The sequence below is a fragment of the Streptomyces sp. NBC_00249 genome, assembly GCF_026342355.1.
GTDB lineage: Bacteria > Actinomycetota > Actinomycetes > Streptomycetales > Streptomycetaceae > Streptomyces.
The window spans coordinates 1-19,084 of sequence record NZ_JAPEMV010000001.1 but is presented as its reverse complement, the minus strand read 5'-3'; the positions used below and the strand labels follow the sequence as shown (position 1 = coordinate 19,084).

Below are 19,084 nucleotides of genomic sequence, written 5' to 3'. Positions count from 1 at the left end.
TGCGCAGTTTCACTGATCGCCGGTATGTGGTGTGGTCTCGGGGGTGGGCTGGTTGTCGAGCCAGGTGGTGAGGATGGGTTTCTCGCCGTTGCGCCAGTTGTAGCGGAGGGCTTCCTGGTACCAGGCGTGTGGCAGGTCGGCGTGGTCGCTGACGGTGATCTGGAAGTCGGGGGAGAGTCCGGTGAGGACCTGGTGCATGGGCTGGAAGAGGCGGGTGAGGGTCGCGCGGTCTTCGTCCAGTGCTCCAGCCGTCCCCGTGCTTTGGCCATGTCGGAGGGGTAGTAGGGCTGGGTCGGCTAGTCACCCTCCGGCCCGCCGTGACGGCTCGTGCCGCGCTCGTCGTCGAAGCGGTGCGAGTGACGGCGCCGAGACCGCCGCTCGACGGTTGCTGCTGTGACTGTCAGAGCCGGCGTCTAGCCTTCCGGCCATGGGACTTCACATTTCGGTTGGCATGCTTCAGAACATGGCCGGCGTCGAGGAGCACGAGGCGCTCGTACGCTGGCAGGAGAGATTCGACCTTCTCAGCCGGGCCTTGGCCGATGAGGGAATCGTCTGGCAGGAGCCGGCGTTGGACGAGCCGTCACGTCTGCGTTTCATAAGTTTCCCCACCAGCCACCTGCACCACCTGCGCCGCGTCTTCGTGCTGGCGGCCCGGGGCGAGTCCGTCACGCCCGCATCGGCCACCAGCGCTGAGCAGTACGAACGCGACGAGGACAAGGTCTTCGACGAGTCAACGATGATGAGCTCCCACCTGCTGTGCCACTCGGACAGTGCGGGCTTCTACGTGCCGGTCGACTTTGACGATCCACTCTTCCTACCGGCGGAGAAGCAGGTGGAGGGCGGCGGGATGGTCGGTTCCAGTCAGCAGCTGCTCGCCGAACTGTGCGGCTTCGCTCCCGCCATCGGAGTCCGGCTCGACCGGGACCGGCACCTCTCAGACGAGGAGAGGGCCCGCCTGGACACCGCATCCGACGACCTCTTCGACATGGAGAGGTCCGCCTGGCACCAGCTGTACCAGGTGTGCCGCACGAGCATCGCCACCGGTCGCGCCGTCGTGTTCCACTGACCGGACCGGGACCGGCGCGGTGGTTGATGCTTCGGTTCCAGTCCCTGCCTGGCGTGAATGTCCTGTCGCATTCGGCGCTGGTGTGGGCGAAGTGATCGTTTCCGCGGTGAGTCCAGCCGCCCACACGGGTGAGTTGGCTGCTCACGCCCTGTCGCAGACCACGAGGGCCGCGCTAGACCCACTCATGTGATCAAGAACCTGATGCGGCGCGGCCTGCCCGCGTTCGTCCCCGCCGTCCTGTCTGTGCTCGGCGCCGCTCCCGCCTCCCACGCCCTGGACGCACGGCCGGCCGCGGCTGCCACGCCCATTTTCGACGCAGAACGGATAAGGCTCCCCGGCGGCTGAGCGAGACGTCTGACTCTCGACTCTTCCGCCGGGGAGCCTCGTTGGTGCACGGACCACGAACTCCTGGCGCACTCGAACGCCCTGGGCCGCAGGCTCCCTGCCCGAAGGAGCAGCAATTCCAGCTCTTCCATCGCTTCGGACGACGGGTCTGTCCCGTTGGCTGGACACGCCCGCTGCTCACTGACGGCAACCTCCCGGCGATGCCTTCACCCCCCCGCGCGGAGATCGACACCTTGCGGGGTCGTTGTTACTGCGTCTCCCGGTTGAATGCCCAGATGCTGAACGCTGCTCCTTGCGGGTCGCGCAGCGCAGCCAACGGCCCGACGGGGGTGTCGATCGGACCGTGAACGACGGCTCCGCCGAGTTTCCCGACGCGCTCGACGGCCTCGTCGACGTCCGCGACGCAGAAGTAGACCATCCAGCGAGGCTGGACGCCCTCGCGCTGCGGAGGGATGAGCCCGCCGATCATCTCCGCGCCCACCGTGAAGCCCGTGAAGGGGGTGCCGGCCAGATCGACGGTCGTCGTGGTGAGGCCGAAGACCTGCTCGTAGAACGCCGCCGCCGCCTCCGTGCGGGGGGTCATGAGCTCACTCCAGATGAAGGCGCCGGGCTCGTTGACCACCGTGGCGCCGATGTGGTCCTTCGCCTGCCACAGGCCGACCCCCACTCCGATGACATCCTCCCCGAACGTGACGCGGCCGGATTCCAGGGCATCGACCGGCGGCGTCAGCAGCCGGCCGCCTCGAAGCCGGTCGCCGTGGCGTCGACGTCATCGACGGCGAGGTAGGTCCGCCAGGTCGCAGAGGTTTCCTGCGTCGCCGTGCCAGGGGCTGGAGTCGGCGGGCGCGGCGCGGGTTCTGACGGTGGCGTCCGCGCGGCTAGCTACGCCCTCGCCTACCCCCGCGTGGGGTGCACCGCGGTTCACCCGCCCGGGCACCCCGGTCCAGTGCTCGGTGTCGTCGGGAGGTGTGCGACGTGAGCCTGCCTGCCGGGGAACCCGGTCAGGACGGCCTGCTCCCCGCGTGTGTGGGGATGGCGTGTTGGGCCAGGGTGGGTTGTCGAGGGTGTGGGTGAGGCCCGGCGCCTGGACGCGCTCCAGGGGCAGCACCACAGGGACGCCCACCCCTTTCCCGTATCCCGCTCCTCACATCCCCCTGGTGGGCCGTCAGGCCCCTTCATGGCGGCTCTTGATGATGCGGTCGAGGGCGGCGCGCAGGACAGTACCGGTCGTGGTGACGTGGGCGGCGTGCCGGGCGCGCTCGTCAAGTACCTCCTGTGGCACGGCTGCCCGTCCTGCGGCACGCCCTCTGCCCCACTGGTCCGTCCACGCCTGGAGGGCTTCCAGGTGCGGCAGGTTGGTCCAGTACAGGCCCCGGTGAAGCGGCATCCAGATGGCGTCGGGGAGAGCGACGCACAGCCGCCCGGTCAGCCCGGCCCCGGCATGAGGACCGGTGCCCCCGAGCATCTGCCCGGCCTGCTGCGCACCCTCGGGCACCGGCTCCCATTGCTGGAGCAGGCCGCGCTGTTCCAGTTCGGTGTGCAGGGCGGGGGTGAGTGCGCGCCGGCGGGTGACCCGGTGCCGGCCGCTCTCGCGCAGCCGGTCCCGCTCGGCGCGGATCCTTGCGCGGGCCGTACGCAGCCCCGGGCCCCTCAGATTGAGGACGCCGGCGGTCTGCTCGGCGTCGGCCTGCCATTTAGTCTCGGCGGTCTGGTGCTCCTGGACCAGGGCGTCAAGGCGGTCCAGGTCTGAGGGGGATACGGCGATGACCATGGTGTGTCCCATGCCGCTATGGTCCGCCACCCCGGGTTCCTGAATCTATATAGATACTTGGCAGGACCGGCGGGCAGGGCCGCGTTTAGTCCGCGTGAGGAGATGTTGATGTTTTGGCGCAGAGGATCGTACCGGCCGCTTCCTGTGCCTGTGGGGTGCGGTGGCGGTCGCCATGTGTTGCGTACTGCCCGGCTGGTGCTGCATACCCCGCGCGATGTCCTGGACATGGAGATCGGAATGGCGACCGGCGTTGACGCCGGGGCGCAGTGGTGGCTCGGGTCGATCGCCGATTCGCTGGTGACTGCTGAGACGGCCGAGTACCTCCTCGGCATTGACGACCGCAACCGTGTTGCGCGGCTGCGCGCCTTCCCTGCCGCCATGCGCCGCGAGCTGGTCCAGCCGGTAGTGCCTCCCGAGCCGGTCCGAACGCAGTGGCTGCTGGCTGTCGACCCGGCGACGGGCCGCGTCGCTGGCTTGAGTTCGCTCACCCCGGACGACGACGGCGCCATCGGCGTTCGACTCGCGCCGGCCTCTCGTGGCCTGGGTCTGGGTGCCGAACTCCTCGCGGGAACTGCCCAGTTCGGCCATGCCCACCTCGGTCTGGAGTGTGTACGGGCAGGCACCGAGGTGTCGAACGACAGCTGCCGGCGGGCTCTGAGCGCTGCCGGCTTCGTCCCGTGCGACGGCCCGGTCCGGCATACGCTTGCCAATGGGCGCGTGACCGACGGCGCCTGGTACCGGCACGGAACAAGCGAGATCTCCTGGTGCGCCTCCATCCGGGAGGCCCCGGCCATGCAGGCGTGACGGGGCTTTCAAGTCGCCAGTCAGTGAGCCTGAGCATTCGTCACGCGTATGACCTGGGGTTGTGCAGGTTGGCTGACCGAGTCGTGGCTCTACTGCCTCGCTGAATCTACGCAGGGACAGCGCGCGCTGCCGCCTGACCTGCGGATTTCCCGGCTCAGGGCCTGGCTGTGCAGGTAGGTTGGGTATTGCGCAGTTTCACGGTTGCCGACAAGAAGTCCTGACCGCTCTCATCTAATCGAGTTGTTTACTCGGCGAACCCAATCGTTCCGCCTTCTGTCTCAGTGAAGCTACTGAACTTGGACTCGTCATGTCGGGCGGATCGTGGTGTCGTGCAGATCGGATACCGCTGGACGCTGGACGGTCGGGATCAAGAGTGTGTCTGCAGCCAGTGACGCGCGGCGGCCAGTGTCACTTCGATGTCGTCACTCCATGAACAGACTTCCAGCGATGACAGGTAGCCGCCCTGCGTGAAGACCAGGACCTCACCGGGGCACTCGCCGGCTTCGGTGACGAGCTGCGCTTCGGCCGCCACGACTGTGGTGGGGCCGGTGGGTGCGGGCTCCACCTCGCTGGTGTCGAGTTCGAAGGAAGCGGTACCGCACCCGCATGTGCAGCGCGCTCGCACGCTGAGGTGCGGAACCTGCCTTCGGAGCGCGACATGAACCGGATTGTCCGCGTTCAGGACTGCCGCAAGTACGTCGGCTACGTCGGCAGGCAGGCTTTCGGTCATCCCGGCACAGTATCTGACCAGCGACTTTTAGCTTTGACCGTGCCTGCCTATCGCCGTTCGGCCAGCCAGTGTGCTCACGCGTCCAGGACCAGGCCGGTGCTGGCGAGGCAGCCGCGATGACCTCCGGTCGGTACTGCAGCATCTTGAGCTTGAGCTTCACGGCGCGGGTGATCTGGCTGAGGTCTGCGGCGGCGAGGTTGCCGATGTCGTGCTTGACCAGTGGTTTTGTTCACGAGTAGGGGGTCTGTCTCAACTTCTGTGGACCTGGACCGACGTCGCAGTGCGTGCGCTGGACAAGTTCCAGGTCGGCTGCGGTACCGACGGGATTTGAACCCGCGGACAGATAGGGGCAGGCCCGCCCCGTCTCCGTAGTCGCCGTGAGCGGGACCTCGCCCACGGCGATCGCAATGGACCGCTCTGCCACGGCACCGCAGCCTGCGAGAATGCGCGCCATCCCGCTCCGGCTTAAGGTAGAGGATCGTCCTCTACGCAGCGAGCCGTTATCCAGCACCGGCAACCGCTGCAGCAGGACCACAGAAGTTGAGCCAGAACCCGAGTAGGGGTTCTGGCTCACATTCCGTGGAGCATGAACTCTGAGTGACGGTTGTCGGGCGAATGAGCCCTGAGGAAGATGCCCGGAATTGAGCCGTACCGGGTGCGGTGTGGCTGACAGTTCGGCCCGTGGAAGAAGTGGTGCTCCGGCTGGAGGAGTTGCTGTTCCCGTCGATCGCCGACGTGGTGGTGCTCTCCGTGGCCGTGAACGACGAGGCGGTAAACATCGAGGCCCGAAGCACGGTGGCTGGGGCCATCTGTCCTGGATGCGGGAGCTGGTCACGACGGATCCACTGCTCCTACCTGCGCTTTCCCGCTGACGTCCCCAGCGGAGGCAGACGAGTCGCTCTCTGTTTACGCGTCCGCAATTTCCTCTGCCCAGTCATCTCGTGCGGGCGGCGGACCTTTGTCGAACAGCTGTCGGGCTTGACCCGTCGGTACGGCCGGCGGACCGAGCGCCTGCGGTCGACGCTGGCCGCGGTCGGCCTCGCGCTCGTTGGCCGGGCCGGTGCCCGCATGGCGAGAGTCTTCGGCGTGTCGGTCAGCCGCAGCACGGTGCTGAGGCTGGTCGAAGCCTTACCCGACCCGGAAGTTCCGGCCCCGCGCGTGGTTGGCGTCGATGAGTACGCGACCCGCAAAGGCCGCCACTACGGAACCGTCCGGGTCGACGTCGAAAGGCGACGCCCGGTGGACCTACTGCCCGACCGGGAGGCTTCCAGCCTGGCCGCGTGGCTCGCGAAGCGGCCCGGGGTGGAGGTCGTCTGCCGTGATCGTGCACCGTTCTTCACCGAAGGCGCCCCGGCCGTGGCGCCCCAGGCGGTGCAGGTGGCGGACCGGTGGCATCTTTGGCATAACCTGAGCGAGGCTGCAGAACGTTGTGTCGCAGACCACCGTGGATGCCTGCGGGTGCTGGCGCCGGATCCGTCCCAGCCTGTCCCCGAACCGGAGAAGTTCGAAGATCCGTCCGGCTCGCCCTGGCCGAGGGGACACCGCTTCGCTGATCGCACCCGCGTCAACCACGCGACTGTCCACGAACTGATGGCCGCCGGGCTGAGCCCGAGGGCGATCGGCCGCCAACTCCGTATGACCTCCCGCACCGTCAAACTCTCTTGGCCGACGCAGCCACCCCGGAGGACCTCTTCCACGGGCAGTGGCAGGGCCGGCCACCCAAACTCGACGCCTTCAAGCCCTACCTGGATGACCGCTGGAACCAGGGCTGCACGAACGCCTGGACCGTGTGGGAAGAGATCGTGCCGCTCGGCTACAAGGCAGCTACCAGCGGGTTGCGCCTACTTCCGGGAGAAGCGGCTCTCGCCGGGCCCCAGCACCGCTCGGCCACCGTCACCCCGCGTCGTCGCCGGATGGATCCTCCGCCGACCGGAGACCCTCAACGAGACGGAGCAACTTCGACTCAAAGCCGTTCTGGTCCACTGCCCTGAACTGGACGCCCTCACCGGCCACGTCCGCTCCTTCGGCCAGATGCTCACCGAACGCCACGAAGCCGCGTCTGCGCTTCAGCGCCACCTATGGCTGCGCTGGATGTAGCCGGTAGTGATCGGCTCGATTTGTTTGCTCGGAGCCGTCAGTTGCCCCTCGCGCTCGAAGAACTGGGCTGCGGCGGTGCAGCGCAGGCCGCGCACCCGGCCGCCAGGGGCGCCGAGGGGTGAAGTGGGTGCCGCGATGCTTCGTAGCCCGCAGGCATGTTGTCGGGTAACCGTTGCGGCGCGGGGGCGTTGAGCCGGTGTGCCGCAGCCGTTGCCGTCTGGCAGGTGGTGTCCTTGCACGCTGGTCTCCGGCAGTCCGGGGACAGGACGCCGGGATGCCCGTGGGCATGCACCAGCCCGCGGTTCCCGCCTCGTTTTGTTCTGGTCTGGAGTTCTGTGTACTCACCCCCTGATGCGAGCCCGTTCCAGCCGGTCCCTGGGCGCCGCTGGCATCCCCTGCTGGCGGTTCCCGCCGTGATCGCCGCGACGCTCATCGTTCCCCCGCTGGGTGTTGCGCTTGCGTTTGTGGCCCGCTGGGACAAGGCCGGCAAGGCGGTGACGGTGGTTCTGGCCTCGCTCTGGTTCGCGGTCCTGGTCGTCGCCGATGCCAGCCCGAAGAACACGCAGGATGACGCGAAGGTGCGCCCGCAGCCGGCCGCCACGGTCACCGTCAGCGCACCGGCCCCAGCACCCTCGGCTTCCACCCCTGCGCCGTCGGCCACACCGGCGCCCGCATCCTCCGCTCCGGCGGCCACTCCGTCGTCACCGTCTACCCCGCCCGTTGCTGCTCCTGCGCAGCCGCAGCCGCAGCAGCAAGCACCGGAGCCGCCGGGCAGGCCCCGGCCCCCAGCAGCAGACGACAGCAAGGCCGGCACTTCTGGAGACACGCAGCCGGGCGGATCGTCATCCGACGACAGCTCCAGCGCCGGCGGTGGCAGCGTCTCCTACCGCAACTGCACCGCCGTCAGGGCTGCGGGGGCGGCTCCGATCCGCCGCGGGGACCCGGGCTACGGATCTCACCTGGACCGGGACGGCGACGGCGTCGCCTGCGAGTGACCAGGCAACCACTCTTTCCGGCCTGCGGCTGAGAAGTGACTGGGCGGGAGGGGCGTCCATGTCCTTGGGGCTCTGGGGTGGGGGCGAGGTCCGAGCGGTCCTGGGCCTGGGCCCGGGCTTCCTAGAAGGCGACGGGATAGCCCAACCGAGCCTTCCCGCTCATGGCGGAGGTGAGCTCAGCCCCGGGGGCATCGGCGCCGGACGCGGCGATGACGACGGCGACAGAAGGTATGGCGACCACTGCTTCGGGTGCGGTCACGGCGACCGGGGCGGCGACGGCGGCGGCGATGGCGAGGACAGCGGTGGCCCGCAGGGTCCACTTCAGCAAGACGAGGCTCCGATCTCGGCGTGTGAGGGTATGCGCCTTGACCGTCGCCACCTCGCCAGTGTCGGGCATCGTCCGAAGGTCGCGGCTGCCTCCCCCGCACGGGGGAGGCAGCCGCCGCAGAGTGCCTTCCGTCCTCGGCAAGCCGTAGGGGATCCTGGGCAAGCCCTCCGCGAGGGAGGCTTGCCCAGGGGCCTGTGGGTGGCTATGGGCCTTCCCGTCCCGGGCGCAGGACGTCGGCGTAGATCCGGGCCCGGACCCCGGGCTCGCCGGGGCCCCGGCGTACGGGGGCGGTGCCCGAGGTCGCCCAGTGCCCTTCCAGCGTGGCCATGACGGCGCGGACGGTGTCCTCGTCTCCGCCGGTGATGTCCAGCACCACCAGGCCGGGCTCCGCGATGTGCTGTTCGTCGATCGGTTTCATGACCGCTGCAACGGCGGGGGACCGAGGCGGTTCGCCGGCGGCCTCGGCTCCACCCGCACGAGGGACTGGAACCGGGATCCGGCCACGGGCCTCGTCTGGCAGGACGTTCTCGTGCTGGCGGGGTGCGGCCTCCGCCGCGGCCCCGGTGGCCAGGGCAACGCTGCGCCGGATCGCTACCGAGCAGTGGGTGCTGAACGACAACCACATGCTCGTCACCCTCGTTGACGACCGGATCTCGGGCCTGTCGTTCCCTGTGGGAACGAAGCTCTCTGTCCGGCGGCCGTCGCTGTTCGAGCTACGTGACGGGCTGATTTGCCGGGAAGTCTCCTTCGAGATCTGGCGCCCGGCCGGTGGCGAAACCGACCGCGACGAGGTGCCGGGCAACGCCCGGCCTGTCTTCCCCGACGCGTCCTGACCTGGCCGGACAACCTCTGCTCAGAGCCATTTTCACGGATCCTCATCAGCACTCCGTTGCCGTGTTCGCCCGCCGCTCTCGACGCCGAGCTGCACGCCGCCCTGGCCGCTTTCGACGCTGCGGCCGCTCCGTGGCGTGAGGCCCTCGAGGACCTGGACGAAGACGTCCTCGCCGAGGCCACCGCCGAAGTGCGGGCTTTCGGCGCCGGCCCGGCGGCCGCCGTCGACGAGCTGGTGCGCGGCCTGCTCGGGCAGTTGGCCGACTGGCAGCAGTCGATCGGCGAGCTGGGCCGCGCGCTCACCACGGCAACTGAAGGCCGACCGCTACCCGGCTGGTCCACCGACGCCGGCCGCACCGAGGACATCGGGTGGCGCCAGGCCCGAACCACGCTGCTCGAGGCCGTCGCACGCCACCACCACGCTCACCTGCTCGCCGCCATCGTCGAGCTCGGCGGTGAGCTGGAGCTCCCAGCTACCCGTAACGGGCGCTTCAGGGGCGCGGTCATCCCAGAAGGCTGCGCGGTCAGCGCCGACCGCCGCCGATGCGGCGGTCGTCGGCCAGTGCGGTAAGCGGGCCGAACTCGCGGGCAAGCTGGTTCCACGTCAGAACCTCGCCACAGCGGGCCGGGAACTCCTTCGGGTTGAACTCGGGCATGGTCCAGGTGCCAGTGCCCCGGTCCCGCAGCCACAGGTCCCCGTCACCGTCGACCACAGTCGGTGGGACCGGTACGGGCTCGGCCTGATCGGTGGGCTCCCAGGTGACCCGGCCCGGGTGGGAAACGCGGCGCAGCTCGGTGGTGGCCAGCCGCGCGGCCAAGTCACGGGTGGACTCTTCGGCGTCCTTGACCGACGCGAGTCGGAATGCGTCGTCAAGTACGGGCAGGGCTGGATTCTTGCTGCGCTTTGAACTCATACGCTGACTACCTCCGGTGGGGGGGGCGTCACATCCGTTATGGCACCCCGTAGAGGAACACGGTATCCGAGGCGGGAGCCGGGCCGGCTACGACCACTGTCCAGGTGGAGTCGCTGGCACACCGGGCGGTGGGGCTAGTCTTCTGAGTCAGGAATTCTGTTCAGATGTATAAGCTTGGTCTGTGGCACGTACTGGGCGGCCGAAGGCCGAGTTGATCCTCTCCGGCGAGGAACGGGCTGCGCTCGAGGGGTGGGTGCGGCGTCGTTCCACGCCGCAGGCGTGGGCTCTTCGGTGCCGGATCATCCTTGCCTGCGCCGAAGGCGCTTCCAACAGGGACGTCGCGGCTCAGCTCGGCTCGACTCCCCATGCGGTGGGCCGCTGGCGGGCAAGGTTCGTCGAGCACCGGATCGCCGGCCTGGGCGACATGCCACGTTCGGGTGGCCCCCGGTCGGTCACGGACGAGCAGGTTGGCGCGCTGGTCGCCCGGACGCTGGAGTCCGCCCCGAAGAACGCGACGCACTGGTCAACACGGTCGATGGCGAAGGAGACCGGCCTGTCGCAGTCGACGGTCTCGCGGATCTGGCGGGCCTTCGGCCTGCAGCCTCACCGCTCGGAGACCTTCAAGCTGTCCACCGACCCGTACTTTATCGACAAGGTCCACGACGTCGTCGGGCTCTATCTGGACCCGCCGGAGCGGGCACTGGTCTTCTGCGTGGACGAGAAGTCGCAGATCCAGGCCCTGGACCGCTCGCAGCCCGTCCTGCCGATGATGCCCGGCGTCCCGCAAAGGGTGACGCACGACTATGTCCGCGCCGGCACCACCACCCTCTTCGCCGCCCTCGAGGTCGCCACCGGCAAGGTGATCGGCTCACTCCACCGCCGCCACCGGGCTGAGGAGTTCAAAAAGTTCCTCATCAAACTCGACAAGGAAGTACCGACCGGTCTCGAGGTCCACCTGGTGCTGGACAACTACGCCACCCACAAGACCCCGGCGATCAAGACCTGGCTGCTGGCCCACCCCCGGTTCCACCTGCACTTCACGCCGACCGGATCGTCCTGGCTCAACCTGGTGGAACGATGGTTCGCCGAGCCGACAAACAAGCAGATACGGCGAGGCGTCCACAAGAGCGTCCAGGCCTTGGAGCAAGACATCCGGGCCTGGATCGCAGCCTGGAACACCGACCCCAAGCCCTACATCTGGACCAAGACCGGATGAGATCCTCGAACGCCTCGCCTCATATCTGAACAGAATTCCTGACTCAGAAGACTAGGCCCCCGGCGGCGCGGTGAGCGGCCCGGTCTCGCTCCCGCCAGTGGCGTGGCACCTCTGGTGGGGCCAGGCTGGAGGTGTGGCGTGCAGCGCCGAACACCCTCTGGCGGCGGGGGAGGCAGGCGATGGAACTTGCACCGACGAGAGTCGAGGAAGAGATCGTCAGCGCGATATCGGATGTGCTTAAGGATCCGGAGATCGTCTCAGGTATGAGCGAAGCCGGAACGTCGGTCGAAGATCTGAAGGGGGAGCTGGGGAGGCGCAGGGCGGATCTGGACGCGGCATCCTCGGTCGAGTTCAGCCGCCTACGGGATCTCGAAGAGCGTTATTATGGGATGGGATATCTGCTGCGATGGAAGAGCCGCAGGATGGTCTCACGGCGCCTGCTGGGACTGGGACTATTCGTCGGCCTCATGACAGTTGTCACTTCATTCTTCGATGGCGGTAACAGTCAATGGACACTGGGCGGAATCGCCCTCTTGCTCCTTGCCAGCTCCGCGGTGACAGGCTATACCGCTCGAAATCTTCGTGAACGCTACGGTGGTGGGAGCCTTTCCGTCGCCGACTACCCGTTGCTGGAGGGGCGGGTTGAAGCGGCCCGGGAGGAGTGGCGATCGGCGCTCCGCAAGCGAGCGGTCGCGGGGCTGGCGCGCGAGGAGATCAACCGGCGGCTGCCTTCGTACTCGCTAACCCTCGACATAGGGGAGCCCAAGGGCCTGGCGGAACTGGAGGACCCGCAGTTCCTCGTCGCCGTGCCAGCCGAATCCGAGATCGAACATCTGATCTCCACTATGCCGGGTGGGAGCATTGGCATATCCGGACCACGCGGGGTCGGGAAGACCACGCTGTTGCGTCACTTCTGCTCGAAGGAGCATGCGCCGCCCGGCGAGTTCGCCGAGGAGAAACCTCCGCTGCGCATCATGCTGTCCGCGCCCGTGAAGTACGACGCGCGGGAGTTCGTCCTGTTGCTGTTCTCCAAGGTGTGCGGCGCCGTGGCACCGCAGGCCGACCGACTGACCCCGGATTCAGAACCGCAAGAGGTCCGTAAAGCCAGGGTAGTCAACGTCGCGGTCATGCTCGTCCTAGTGCTGGCGATGGGCCTGGGACTGTTCCTCCTGCTCAGCACGGTCTACAAAGTGAACCTCCCGCCGAACCTGGAGCTGGCGGCAGTCCTCATCTGCGCCCCCCTCATCGCTCTGCCCGTCTGGTGGAGGTACCGAAAGGGCTGGCTGCATGACCCCGGGCAGGACGAGTATCGTGAGATCGAATCGCGGTTCGGCAAGGACGCGGCAGAGGCTTCGGTCCTGCTTCGCGGACTGGCCTACCAGCAGTCGGTCTCACGAGCCTGGTCGGCAGGTGTGAAGATCCCGGTCGGCGTCGAAGGCGCAATGTCCTCCAACATCACGATGACTGAGCGGCCGCTGGGATTCCCAGAACTCGTGGGGGACCTGAACGACTTCCTTCGGAAGCTGTCAGTCAGCAGGCGTATCTTCATCGGCATCGACGAACTCGACAAGATCGACTCGGATGAACAGGTCTATCAGTTCATCAATGACATCAAGGGCATCTTCGGCCGGGAGGAATGCTTCTACCTGATATCCGTCTCGGACAATGCGATGAGTTCCTTCGAGCGGCGCGGGCTGCCCATCCGTGATGCTTTCGACTCCTCCCTTGACACGGTTGTCACCCTGTACCCGGCCGAACTTTCCATGTCGAAAACGGTGATGCGACGCCGGGTCATCGGGATGCCCGAGGCATTTCTCTGCCTCTGCCACGCGGTCTCCGGAGGCCTGCCCCGCGACCTCATTCGCGCGGCGCGCGAACTGGTGTCGCTCGCACGCGGAAAGGAGGGCGCCGAACGCATGCTTGGCCCCCTCACCCAGGCCATGGTGCACGCGGACCTGCGGCGAAAGGCCCGGGCAGCGGAGATCATCGCCCAACAGGTCGATCTTGAGCCGCACGCCGGGGAGTTCGTCTGCTCGCTGCGCGACATCCTGGCAGGCTTCCAGCCGGCACGTGCCCAATCACTGCTGGCGGCGGCGAACGAGCTGACCTTGGGAATGACCACATCGGCGAGCGTTCCGGATCACGCACGGTCCGCTCACGACACCCTGAGCCGGCTCCGCCTGGAGATGGGGGCCTACATGTACTTCTGCGCGACGCTGATTGAGACGTTCGACGATTCCCTCGTGCGGACCGAGGTGGAACGCCTCAAGTCTGATGGCGGCTGTCTCGCGCGCCTGGCACAGGTCCGCTCCGACTTTGCGGTCAATCCGAGGATGGCCTGGTCGACCATCTCGGCCTTCCGGGAGGCACGTGGCCTCGCGTCGACGCCCTACCCGATGTGAACCGTTTCGGGTTGCGCAGAAACCTCAGATTGTGGCTGTGACCTTGGGGTTTCGTGGTTGCTCGGTAGAGGTTGGAACGGTTCACCTACTGGGTGCAGGCTGCGGAGTCGCTGCCGGGCCTGGCTGCGCTGCGTGCGGGGGTGGCGTACGAGCGCGCTGACAGTGTCAACGAGGCGAACGGCCTGATCGACCACTCCTTCAACAGGGACCGCGGCCCGAAGCGTTTCCTCACGGAGGACATCACTAGGGTCGAGCCTCAGGAGGTGGTGGAGATCGAGGCCAGGCCTGTCATCGTGGAGGAAGCACCCCGGCCGGTCATCGTCCGCGAAGTGGACTTCGACAGGGACCTCGTTGTCGCCGAACGCGTCGAGCAGGACGAGCTCGTGGAAGCGCTCGTGTCCGACTTTCTCGGCGACGACGATGGCGAACTCATCAGGGTTGATAACGAGAACGACTAGCGGCTTTCCCGGAAGTGCCGGTCACGGGTGGGCCGAGCTCAGTGTGGTTGCACGGCTCCGCATCTTGGCGGGCGCGAAGTGAGCGTCGTGGTCGGCCAAACGGGCCAACTACGATGCTCAGCTAGCCGTTTAACGTCCGGCCTCGAACCCGGCTCGAACTTGATCTGTGTTTTCGCTGTTCAGCGGACGTGAAGGCGGCCTTCGTCTGATCCTGTGCTCCGTCACAGAGGCATAGGAACAGCGCGAAGGCCGGGGTCGTGAGTTTGGTGCGTCAGGGTGTCCTGCGGGATGCGTTCGCGGAAGTGTCACACTTCCGGACGGAGTTGTACGCCTCCGTGACCACGCGGGGCGACGCGTTGTTCGAGTTATGCGACGCGTTGTTGTGCACGGACGGGCCGGTGCGAACGCTGGTCGACCTGGCGCTCGCGCCGGAGCACCGCCGCGGGTACGGGGCCCTTTACGCCGGGCTCAACCGGGGCCGGATCGACGTAACCCGGCTGCGCCGGACTCTGGCTGGGATGCCGCTGCCGAGGGCGGCGGATGGCCGACTCGTGCTGGCCGTTGACGTCTCGCCGTGGCTCCGGCCGGACGCCGGCACCAGTTCTGACCGGGCCTTTTGCCACACGTTCGGCCGGGGCGAGGGCAAACACCAGATGGTGCCTGGTTGGCCGTACTCGGTCGTGGCCGCGCTGGAGACAGGCCGGACATCCTGGACGGCGGTGCTTGACGCTGTCCGTCTGGAGCCCGGGGCGGACGTTGCCGCGGTGACCGCAGTGCAGATCCGCGAGGTCGTCGAGCGGCTCGTCGACGCCGGCCAGTGGCAGCCAGGTGACCCCGAGGTCCTGGTCGTGCTGGACGCCGGATACGACGCCCCGCGCATCGCCCATCTGCTGGCCGGACTGCCCGTCGAGATCCTCGGTCGTCTCCGTTCCGACCGGGCAATGCGGCGGCCGCCCCCACCGCGGTCTATGACCCCAAGGGCGGCCGCCCGCCCATGATGGAGATCTGTGAAATCGGCTCTGGCCGGAATTCCGTGAAGCGGCCTGGGGTTGCTCGTGGCGACCCCGCTGACGATGTGGTCATACGGCCACGGCATCATGGCGGCGAAGAGTGATCGAGAGGGCATGACATGACCAAGTTCATCGTCCATGACGATCCGGTTGGTCGGGCCCAGAGGAACTACATCGCCCAAGCCGACCTGGCGCCGTTCGGGTTGGACGGTCAGGTGGAACAGCTGTGGCTGAAGCCCCTCAACGACGGCACTTTCTCCATCGCCTGCATCCCGTTCCAAACGTACGGACTTGCTCTCGGCGACCGTGTGCGCCTGTCAGCGAACGACCAGGTCAGCGAGGTCGTGGGTCCCTCTTCCCACCGTGTCCTGCGGATGCTTCTCATGCCTGCCCCAGACCCGAAGCAGTTGACGGAACGACAGATCGGATCCGGACCGAAATCGATGCCGCAGGTCTGCTGAGCGAGTGGAGCGGTGACCGCCACGTCGCCGTTGACATTCCACCTGAGGCGCATCCTTCGATGCTGTTCGACATCATGCAACGCGAGGTGTCCGAGGGCCGGGCCTTCTGGGAGTGGGCTGACGCCATGCCATTCTCCACCCAAAGCTGAGCTATCGCGCTGGACCTGGAGCACAGCCTCCTCACGACTTCGTGAGGATCCGAGTTCGGAGAAGCGTGAACGATGCGCGGCCGTACATGGCCCTCTTCAGCGTTTTGACCCTGTTAACGTGACCTTCGACGACGCCTGAGCTCCAGTGGAGGGTGAGGCCGGCGGTGACGGCGTCGAGGTCCTGGCGGAGGAATCCGGCGAAGCCATTGACAGGCTTCGGAGCATCCTGCTCGGCCTGGCGGATCCACTCAATCAGCAGGAAGCCACGCCGGTGACGGAGAAGCTCGGCGAAGGCGCGGGCAAGGTCGCAGGCCCGGGCAATGTCTGGACAGGCGATCCGTACGTCCAGAAGGCGGCGTTCGAGTTCCGGAGTGAGCGTGTCCTGCGGGCGCATGATCCAGCTGGTGATCTTGCGTGGACTGGGTATGTCGGCGCGGACGGGTTCTGCGTGCCCGGCGCGGAGGGCTGCAAGGTGCTTGCGGACAACCTGTCGGCTGCCGCGATAGCCCCGCTCGCAGATCTCCAGAAACAGGCGGCTGCCGCTGACCTGGCCGAGGCTATCGATGAAGCGGGTGTTCAAGTACGGCTTGAACGGGTCCAGCTCTCCAGCCGGCTGGCGTTCGTTTGCCGAGGCCAGGAGCTGATCGAGGTCGGTGTCACGGAAGCGCCGGACAGTCTTGCGGTCGAGGTGGAGACGGCGGGCGATGGCGCTGATGGTCCAGCCTGCCGCGACGAGGTTCTGGACGTCAGCGTGGCGGTGCCGGGTCCGGTCGAGGATCGGTGTCCGCGGGAGTTCGTGGAGCGGGAGCTGCATCAGCGGCGGTGCCTCCGGGATACGGCTGGTCACCTCGTCGACGCGTTTGCGCAGGCAGGCGCGGTGCTGGTGGCAGGTCTTCTCCACTGCGGCGGCAAGGTTTTGGAGCAGGTGCCACCGGTCGGCGACTTCCACAGCGTCCGGTGCCGCTTCCTTGATCGCGCGAGTGTAGGCCGAGGCCCGGTCACGGCAGATGATCTCGGCGCCTGGATGCTCGCGGAGCCAGGCGGTGAAGGTCTCGGAGGTACGGTCGGACAGAACATCCACGACCTGGCCGGCCTCCACGTCGACGAGGATGGTTCCGTAGGTGCGGCCCCTGCGGAAGGCGAACTCGTCGACACCGAGCACCCGCGGGGCTCGCTCCGGCACCGGCGGAGGAACCAGCAGCTCCAGCAGTCGCGTGCGTCCGGCCGCGAGGTGCATGCGGCGGCACAGCCGTTCGCCAGCCCGCCCACCGAGCTCGACGGCGACCTGTCGGAGCCAGGTATTCAGACCGAGACTGGAGCGGCGATACCGCTCGCTCAGCCCGCCGACCTGTTCGACGAACGTTCGCCGCCGGCACGCGGCCCGGTCACAGAAGAACCGCCGGACCCGCAGCCTGACCAGCAACTTCCTCCCAGATAGGGGCCGCTCGGCAAGGCGCCGTTCATAGCAGGAATGCACCCGCCGAGCCCGGGCACGGCACCCCGGGCACCTGGGCGGCGGACCGCAAGCGGCGGCTGCCACCACCAACGCCTCGGCCGTGAACTCCACGGCCTCCAACCGCACATCGATGTCCCGGAACGACACATCATCCAGCGAGCAAACCCCCACCAGCGAGCTATGCCCTGCCGAAACGTTCCGCTATACGGCCCCTGACCTGGGATTTCACGGAACTCCGGTCAGAGCCGTTTTTCAAGGAGTCTCATCAGCGTTGCGGCTACGGGCCAGGTCTGTGGCCAACGCCAGGACTTCCTTCGCGCTTTCGTCGTGCATCCGCTCAACCGCCTTTCGCGGACGCGGAGACGGTCCCATGGTGATGGCATGACGTGCGTGCCACTTGGGGCGGCCGTTACCAGCCGAATGGGTCCCGGACGAAACGCACGCGGCGGGAACGGGTCGATCCGGGAGCCAGCAACGCCAACAGCCTCCTGCGGCCCTGAGTGCCGCACTCACCCGCCCGTAGGGCGTCACGCATTTCGCCGGCCAGCCGCAAGGGCGTGCCGCCGCGCCGCAGCCCCGCTCCTACGGCTCCGCTGGCCGGGTCACTCGTCGTACTGACTCGATCACGGCCTCGCGGTGCCGGGCAAGCCGCTCCTTCGGCCAGGCGGCCTCCGGGACGCCGGCGGCCGGGCCGCCCACGGCGCCCGTCCAGGCCTGGGCCAGGCCCACGACCAGCGTGAGGAGGTCCGCCGGATCGAGTGCCGGGTCGATCAGCCCGGCCCGCTGCGCCCGCTCCACCGCGGCGATCTTCGCCCGGTAGGACTCCGCTTCGGCGTCGCCCCTGCCAGGTCGCTCCAGCTGCTTCCACTGCACCAGCCGCATCAGGTCCGGCCGGGCCACGAGGTGGTCGAAGACGGAACCCGCGTACCGGGGCAAGTCCTCGGCGTCGAAGGGCACCGACTCCGAGCCCGTCTCCAGCGCACGCTGGAGCACGGCGTCGAAGAGCTGCTCCTTGTTGCCGTAGTACACGTAGATGAGCCGCTTGTTCGCCTGGGCGGCCTCCGCGATGCGGTCGACGCGAGCCCCGGCGATGCCGTACGCGGCGAATTCGGCGAACGCCGCGTCGAGCAGCCGCGCCTTCGTTGCGCTGGAGTCCCTTGCCATGTTGGTAAGCCTAGCAAGTAACTATCTGGTTATTGACATGCAAGCGCCCCGTGCTCCACACTCAAACTATCCAGTTAGTTACATCCTTGCTCCCCAGGAGATCACCATGGAGATCCGCTCGCTCGGCACGCAGGGCCTGAAGGTCGGAGCTGAAGGTCTCGGCCTGATGGGCATGAGCGCCCACTACGGAGCCACCGACGAGACCGAGTCCCTTGCCACCATCGACCGCGCCCTCGAACTGGGCGTGACCCTGCTGGACACCGCCGAGGGCTATGGTCCCTTCATCAATGAACAGCTCCTCGGCAAGGCTCTCGCCGGCCGCCGCGACGCCGCAGTCATTGCCACGAAGACCGGCGTCGAGTTCACCGACGAGGGAGCCTTCCGGGGTCACAACGGCACCCCGGAGTACATCCGCCGTGCCGCGGACCGGTCGCTGCGCCACCTCGGCACCGATCACATCGATCTGTACTACCTCCACCGGGTCGACCCGAACGTCCCGATCGAGGAGAGCATCGGCGCCATGGCCGAGCTGGTGGCCGCCGGCAAGGTCGGCCACATCGGCATCAGCGAGGCATCCGCAGCCACGATCGCCCGCGCCCACGCGGTCCACCCGCTGGCCGCCGTGCAGACCGAGTACAGCCTCTTCGAGCGCGGCATCGAGCACGACGGCGTCCGGGACACGCTCCGCGAGCTCGGGATCGGCCTCGTGGCGTACTCGCCGCTCGGCCGCGGATTCCTCTCCGGCGCCGTGACCAGCCCGGACGACTTCGCCGCCGACGACTTCCGGCGCACTGACCCCCGTTTCCAGGGGGACAACTTCGCCCGCAACCTGGCCGTTGTCGAGCGGGTCGGTCACCTCGCCGAGGAGAAGGACGTCACACCGTCGC

General features: G+C 67.6%; 20 protein-coding genes, 1 tRNA gene and 2 pseudogenes. 13 read left to right on the top strand and 10 right to left on the bottom strand.

Annotation, left to right across the window (positions count from 1 at the left end):
• Window positions 1–9 precede the first annotated feature (9 nt).
• Window positions 10–198, bottom strand: coding sequence for a hypothetical protein (locus OOK31_RS00115; protein ID WP_267010216.1), 189 nt, complete (start codon window positions 196–198; stop codon window positions 10–12).
• A 253-nt stretch (window positions 199–451) separates the two neighbouring features.
• Here OOK31_RS00115 and OOK31_RS00110 point away from each other — a divergent pair, with 253 nt between their 5' ends.
• On the top strand, window positions 452–1,066 hold the full coding sequence (locus tag OOK31_RS00110; RefSeq protein ID WP_267010215.1) for a hypothetical protein: 615 nt from the start codon (window positions 452–454) through the stop codon (window positions 1,064–1,066).
• Window positions 1,067–1,252: 186 nt separating this feature from the next.
• Window positions 1,253–1,411 carry a hypothetical protein gene (locus OOK31_RS00105; protein ID WP_267010214.1) on the top strand — a complete coding sequence of 53 codons (159 nt, stop codon included), beginning with the start codon at window positions 1,253–1,255 and terminating at the stop codon, window positions 1,409–1,411.
• Between the two features lie 247 nt (window positions 1,412–1,658).
• On the opposite strand, the gene OOK31_RS00100 is transcribed toward OOK31_RS00105, so the two are convergent.
• Entirely contained in the window at window positions 1,659–2,078 is a 420-nt protein-coding gene (locus OOK31_RS00100) for a VOC family protein (protein WP_267010213.1), read from the bottom strand.
• 498 nt (window positions 2,079–2,576) lie between these two features.
• Window positions 2,577–3,194 carry a hypothetical protein gene (locus tag OOK31_RS00095; RefSeq protein WP_267010212.1) on the bottom strand — a complete coding sequence of 206 codons (618 nt, stop codon included), beginning with the start codon at window positions 3,192–3,194 and terminating at the stop codon, window positions 2,577–2,579.
• Window positions 3,195–3,377: 183 nt separating this feature from the next.
• Between OOK31_RS00095 and OOK31_RS00090 the strand changes: the two genes are divergently transcribed.
• Window positions 3,378–3,986, top strand: coding sequence for a GNAT family N-acetyltransferase (locus OOK31_RS00090; RefSeq protein WP_267010211.1), 609 nt, complete (start codon window positions 3,378–3,380; stop codon window positions 3,984–3,986).
• Window positions 3,987–4,353: 367 nt separating this feature from the next.
• On the opposite strand, the gene OOK31_RS00085 is transcribed toward OOK31_RS00090, so the two are convergent.
• Window positions 4,354–4,716, bottom strand: coding sequence for a hypothetical protein (locus tag OOK31_RS00085; RefSeq protein WP_267010210.1), 363 nt, complete (start codon window positions 4,714–4,716; stop codon window positions 4,354–4,356).
• A 312-nt stretch (window positions 4,717–5,028) separates the two neighbouring features.
• Window positions 5,029–5,146: transfer RNA gene (locus tag OOK31_RS00080), tRNA-OTHER, on the bottom strand.
• 251 nt (window positions 5,147–5,397) lie between these two features.
• Between OOK31_RS00080 and OOK31_RS00075 the strand changes: the two genes are divergently transcribed.
• Both OOK31_RS00075 and OOK31_RS00070 read left to right on the top strand, forming a co-directional pair.
• A complete protein-coding gene (locus OOK31_RS00075) occupies window positions 5,398–6,813 on the top strand; it encodes an ISL3 family transposase (RefSeq protein WP_267010209.1) in 1,416 nt (471 codons plus the stop codon).
• A gap of 413 nt (window positions 6,814–7,226) precedes the next feature.
• On the top strand, window positions 7,227–7,808 hold the full coding sequence (locus tag OOK31_RS00070; RefSeq protein WP_267010208.1) for an excalibur calcium-binding domain-containing protein: 582 nt from the start codon (window positions 7,227–7,229) through the stop codon (window positions 7,806–7,808).
• Between the two features lie 121 nt (window positions 7,809–7,929).
• Here OOK31_RS00070 and OOK31_RS00065 read toward each other — a convergent pair whose 3' ends face one another.
• Window positions 7,930–8,136: a hypothetical protein gene (locus OOK31_RS00065; RefSeq protein WP_267010207.1), complete on the bottom strand. Its 207-nt coding sequence runs from the start codon at window positions 8,134–8,136 to the stop codon at window positions 7,930–7,932.
• A gap of 202 nt (window positions 8,137–8,338) precedes the next feature.
• On the bottom strand, window positions 8,339–8,554 hold the full coding sequence (locus tag OOK31_RS00060) for a DUF6207 family protein (protein WP_267010206.1): 216 nt from the start codon (window positions 8,552–8,554) through the stop codon (window positions 8,339–8,341).
• A 187-nt stretch (window positions 8,555–8,741) separates the two neighbouring features.
• Here OOK31_RS00060 and OOK31_RS00055 point away from each other — a divergent pair, with 187 nt between their 5' ends.
• Window positions 8,742–8,969: a hypothetical protein gene (locus tag OOK31_RS00055; RefSeq protein ID WP_267010205.1), complete on the top strand. Its 228-nt coding sequence runs from the start codon at window positions 8,742–8,744 to the stop codon at window positions 8,967–8,969.
• 56 nt (window positions 8,970–9,025) lie between these two features.
• Window positions 9,026–9,538, top strand: coding sequence for a hypothetical protein (locus OOK31_RS00050; RefSeq protein ID WP_267010204.1), 513 nt, complete (start codon window positions 9,026–9,028; stop codon window positions 9,536–9,538).
• On the opposite strand, the gene OOK31_RS00045 is transcribed toward OOK31_RS00050, so the two are convergent.
• Window positions 9,492–9,881 carry a hypothetical protein gene (locus tag OOK31_RS00045; RefSeq protein WP_079403197.1) on the bottom strand — a complete coding sequence of 130 codons (390 nt, stop codon included), beginning with the start codon at window positions 9,879–9,881 and terminating at the stop codon, window positions 9,492–9,494. The two genes, OOK31_RS00050 and OOK31_RS00045, sit on opposite strands and share 47 nt — an antisense overlap.
• Window positions 9,882–10,062: 181 nt before the next feature.
• On the opposite strand from OOK31_RS00045, the pseudogene OOK31_RS00040 reads away from it, so the two are divergent.
• The 5 genes and pseudogenes from OOK31_RS00040 to OOK31_RS00020 all read left to right on the top strand — a co-directional run bounded on the left by OOK31_RS00040 (window position 10,063) and on the right by OOK31_RS00020 (window position 15,428).
• Window positions 10,063–11,152 (top strand): annotated as a pseudogene (locus OOK31_RS00040) (IS630 family transposase).
• A 124-nt stretch (window positions 11,153–11,276) separates the two neighbouring features.
• The gene (locus OOK31_RS00035) at window positions 11,277–13,499 is read left to right on the top strand and encodes a hypothetical protein (RefSeq protein ID WP_267010203.1); all 2,223 of its coding nucleotides are present in this window, start codon (window positions 11,277–11,279) and stop codon (window positions 13,497–13,499) included.
• Between the two features lie 71 nt (window positions 13,500–13,570).
• Window positions 13,571–13,957 carry a hypothetical protein gene (locus OOK31_RS00030; RefSeq protein WP_267010202.1) on the top strand — a complete coding sequence of 129 codons (387 nt, stop codon included), beginning with the start codon at window positions 13,571–13,573 and terminating at the stop codon, window positions 13,955–13,957.
• A gap of 302 nt (window positions 13,958–14,259) precedes the next feature.
• Window positions 14,260–14,962 (top strand): annotated as a pseudogene (locus OOK31_RS00025) (transposase); the annotation flags it as partial.
• A gap of 124 nt (window positions 14,963–15,086) precedes the next feature.
• Window positions 15,087–15,428 (top strand): DUF4265 domain-containing protein, encoded by a 342-nt coding sequence (locus tag OOK31_RS00020; RefSeq protein ID WP_267010201.1) that lies wholly within the window; start codon window positions 15,087–15,089, stop codon window positions 15,426–15,428.
• Between the two features lie 180 nt (window positions 15,429–15,608).
• On the opposite strand, the gene OOK31_RS00015 is transcribed toward OOK31_RS00020, so the two are convergent.
• Window positions 15,609–17,117 carry an ISL3 family transposase gene (locus OOK31_RS00015; protein ID WP_267011783.1) on the bottom strand — a complete coding sequence of 503 codons (1,509 nt, stop codon included), beginning with the start codon at window positions 17,115–17,117 and terminating at the stop codon, window positions 15,609–15,611.
• A gap of 498 nt (window positions 17,118–17,615) precedes the next feature.
• Window positions 17,616–18,197 carry a TetR family transcriptional regulator gene (locus tag OOK31_RS00010; protein WP_267010200.1) on the bottom strand — a complete coding sequence of 194 codons (582 nt, stop codon included), beginning with the start codon at window positions 18,195–18,197 and terminating at the stop codon, window positions 17,616–17,618.
• A gap of 106 nt (window positions 18,198–18,303) precedes the next feature.
• Here OOK31_RS00010 and OOK31_RS00005 point away from each other — a divergent pair.
• On the top strand, window positions 18,304–19,084 hold a 781-nt coding region (locus OOK31_RS00005; protein ID WP_267010199.1), incomplete at its 3' end, for an aldo/keto reductase.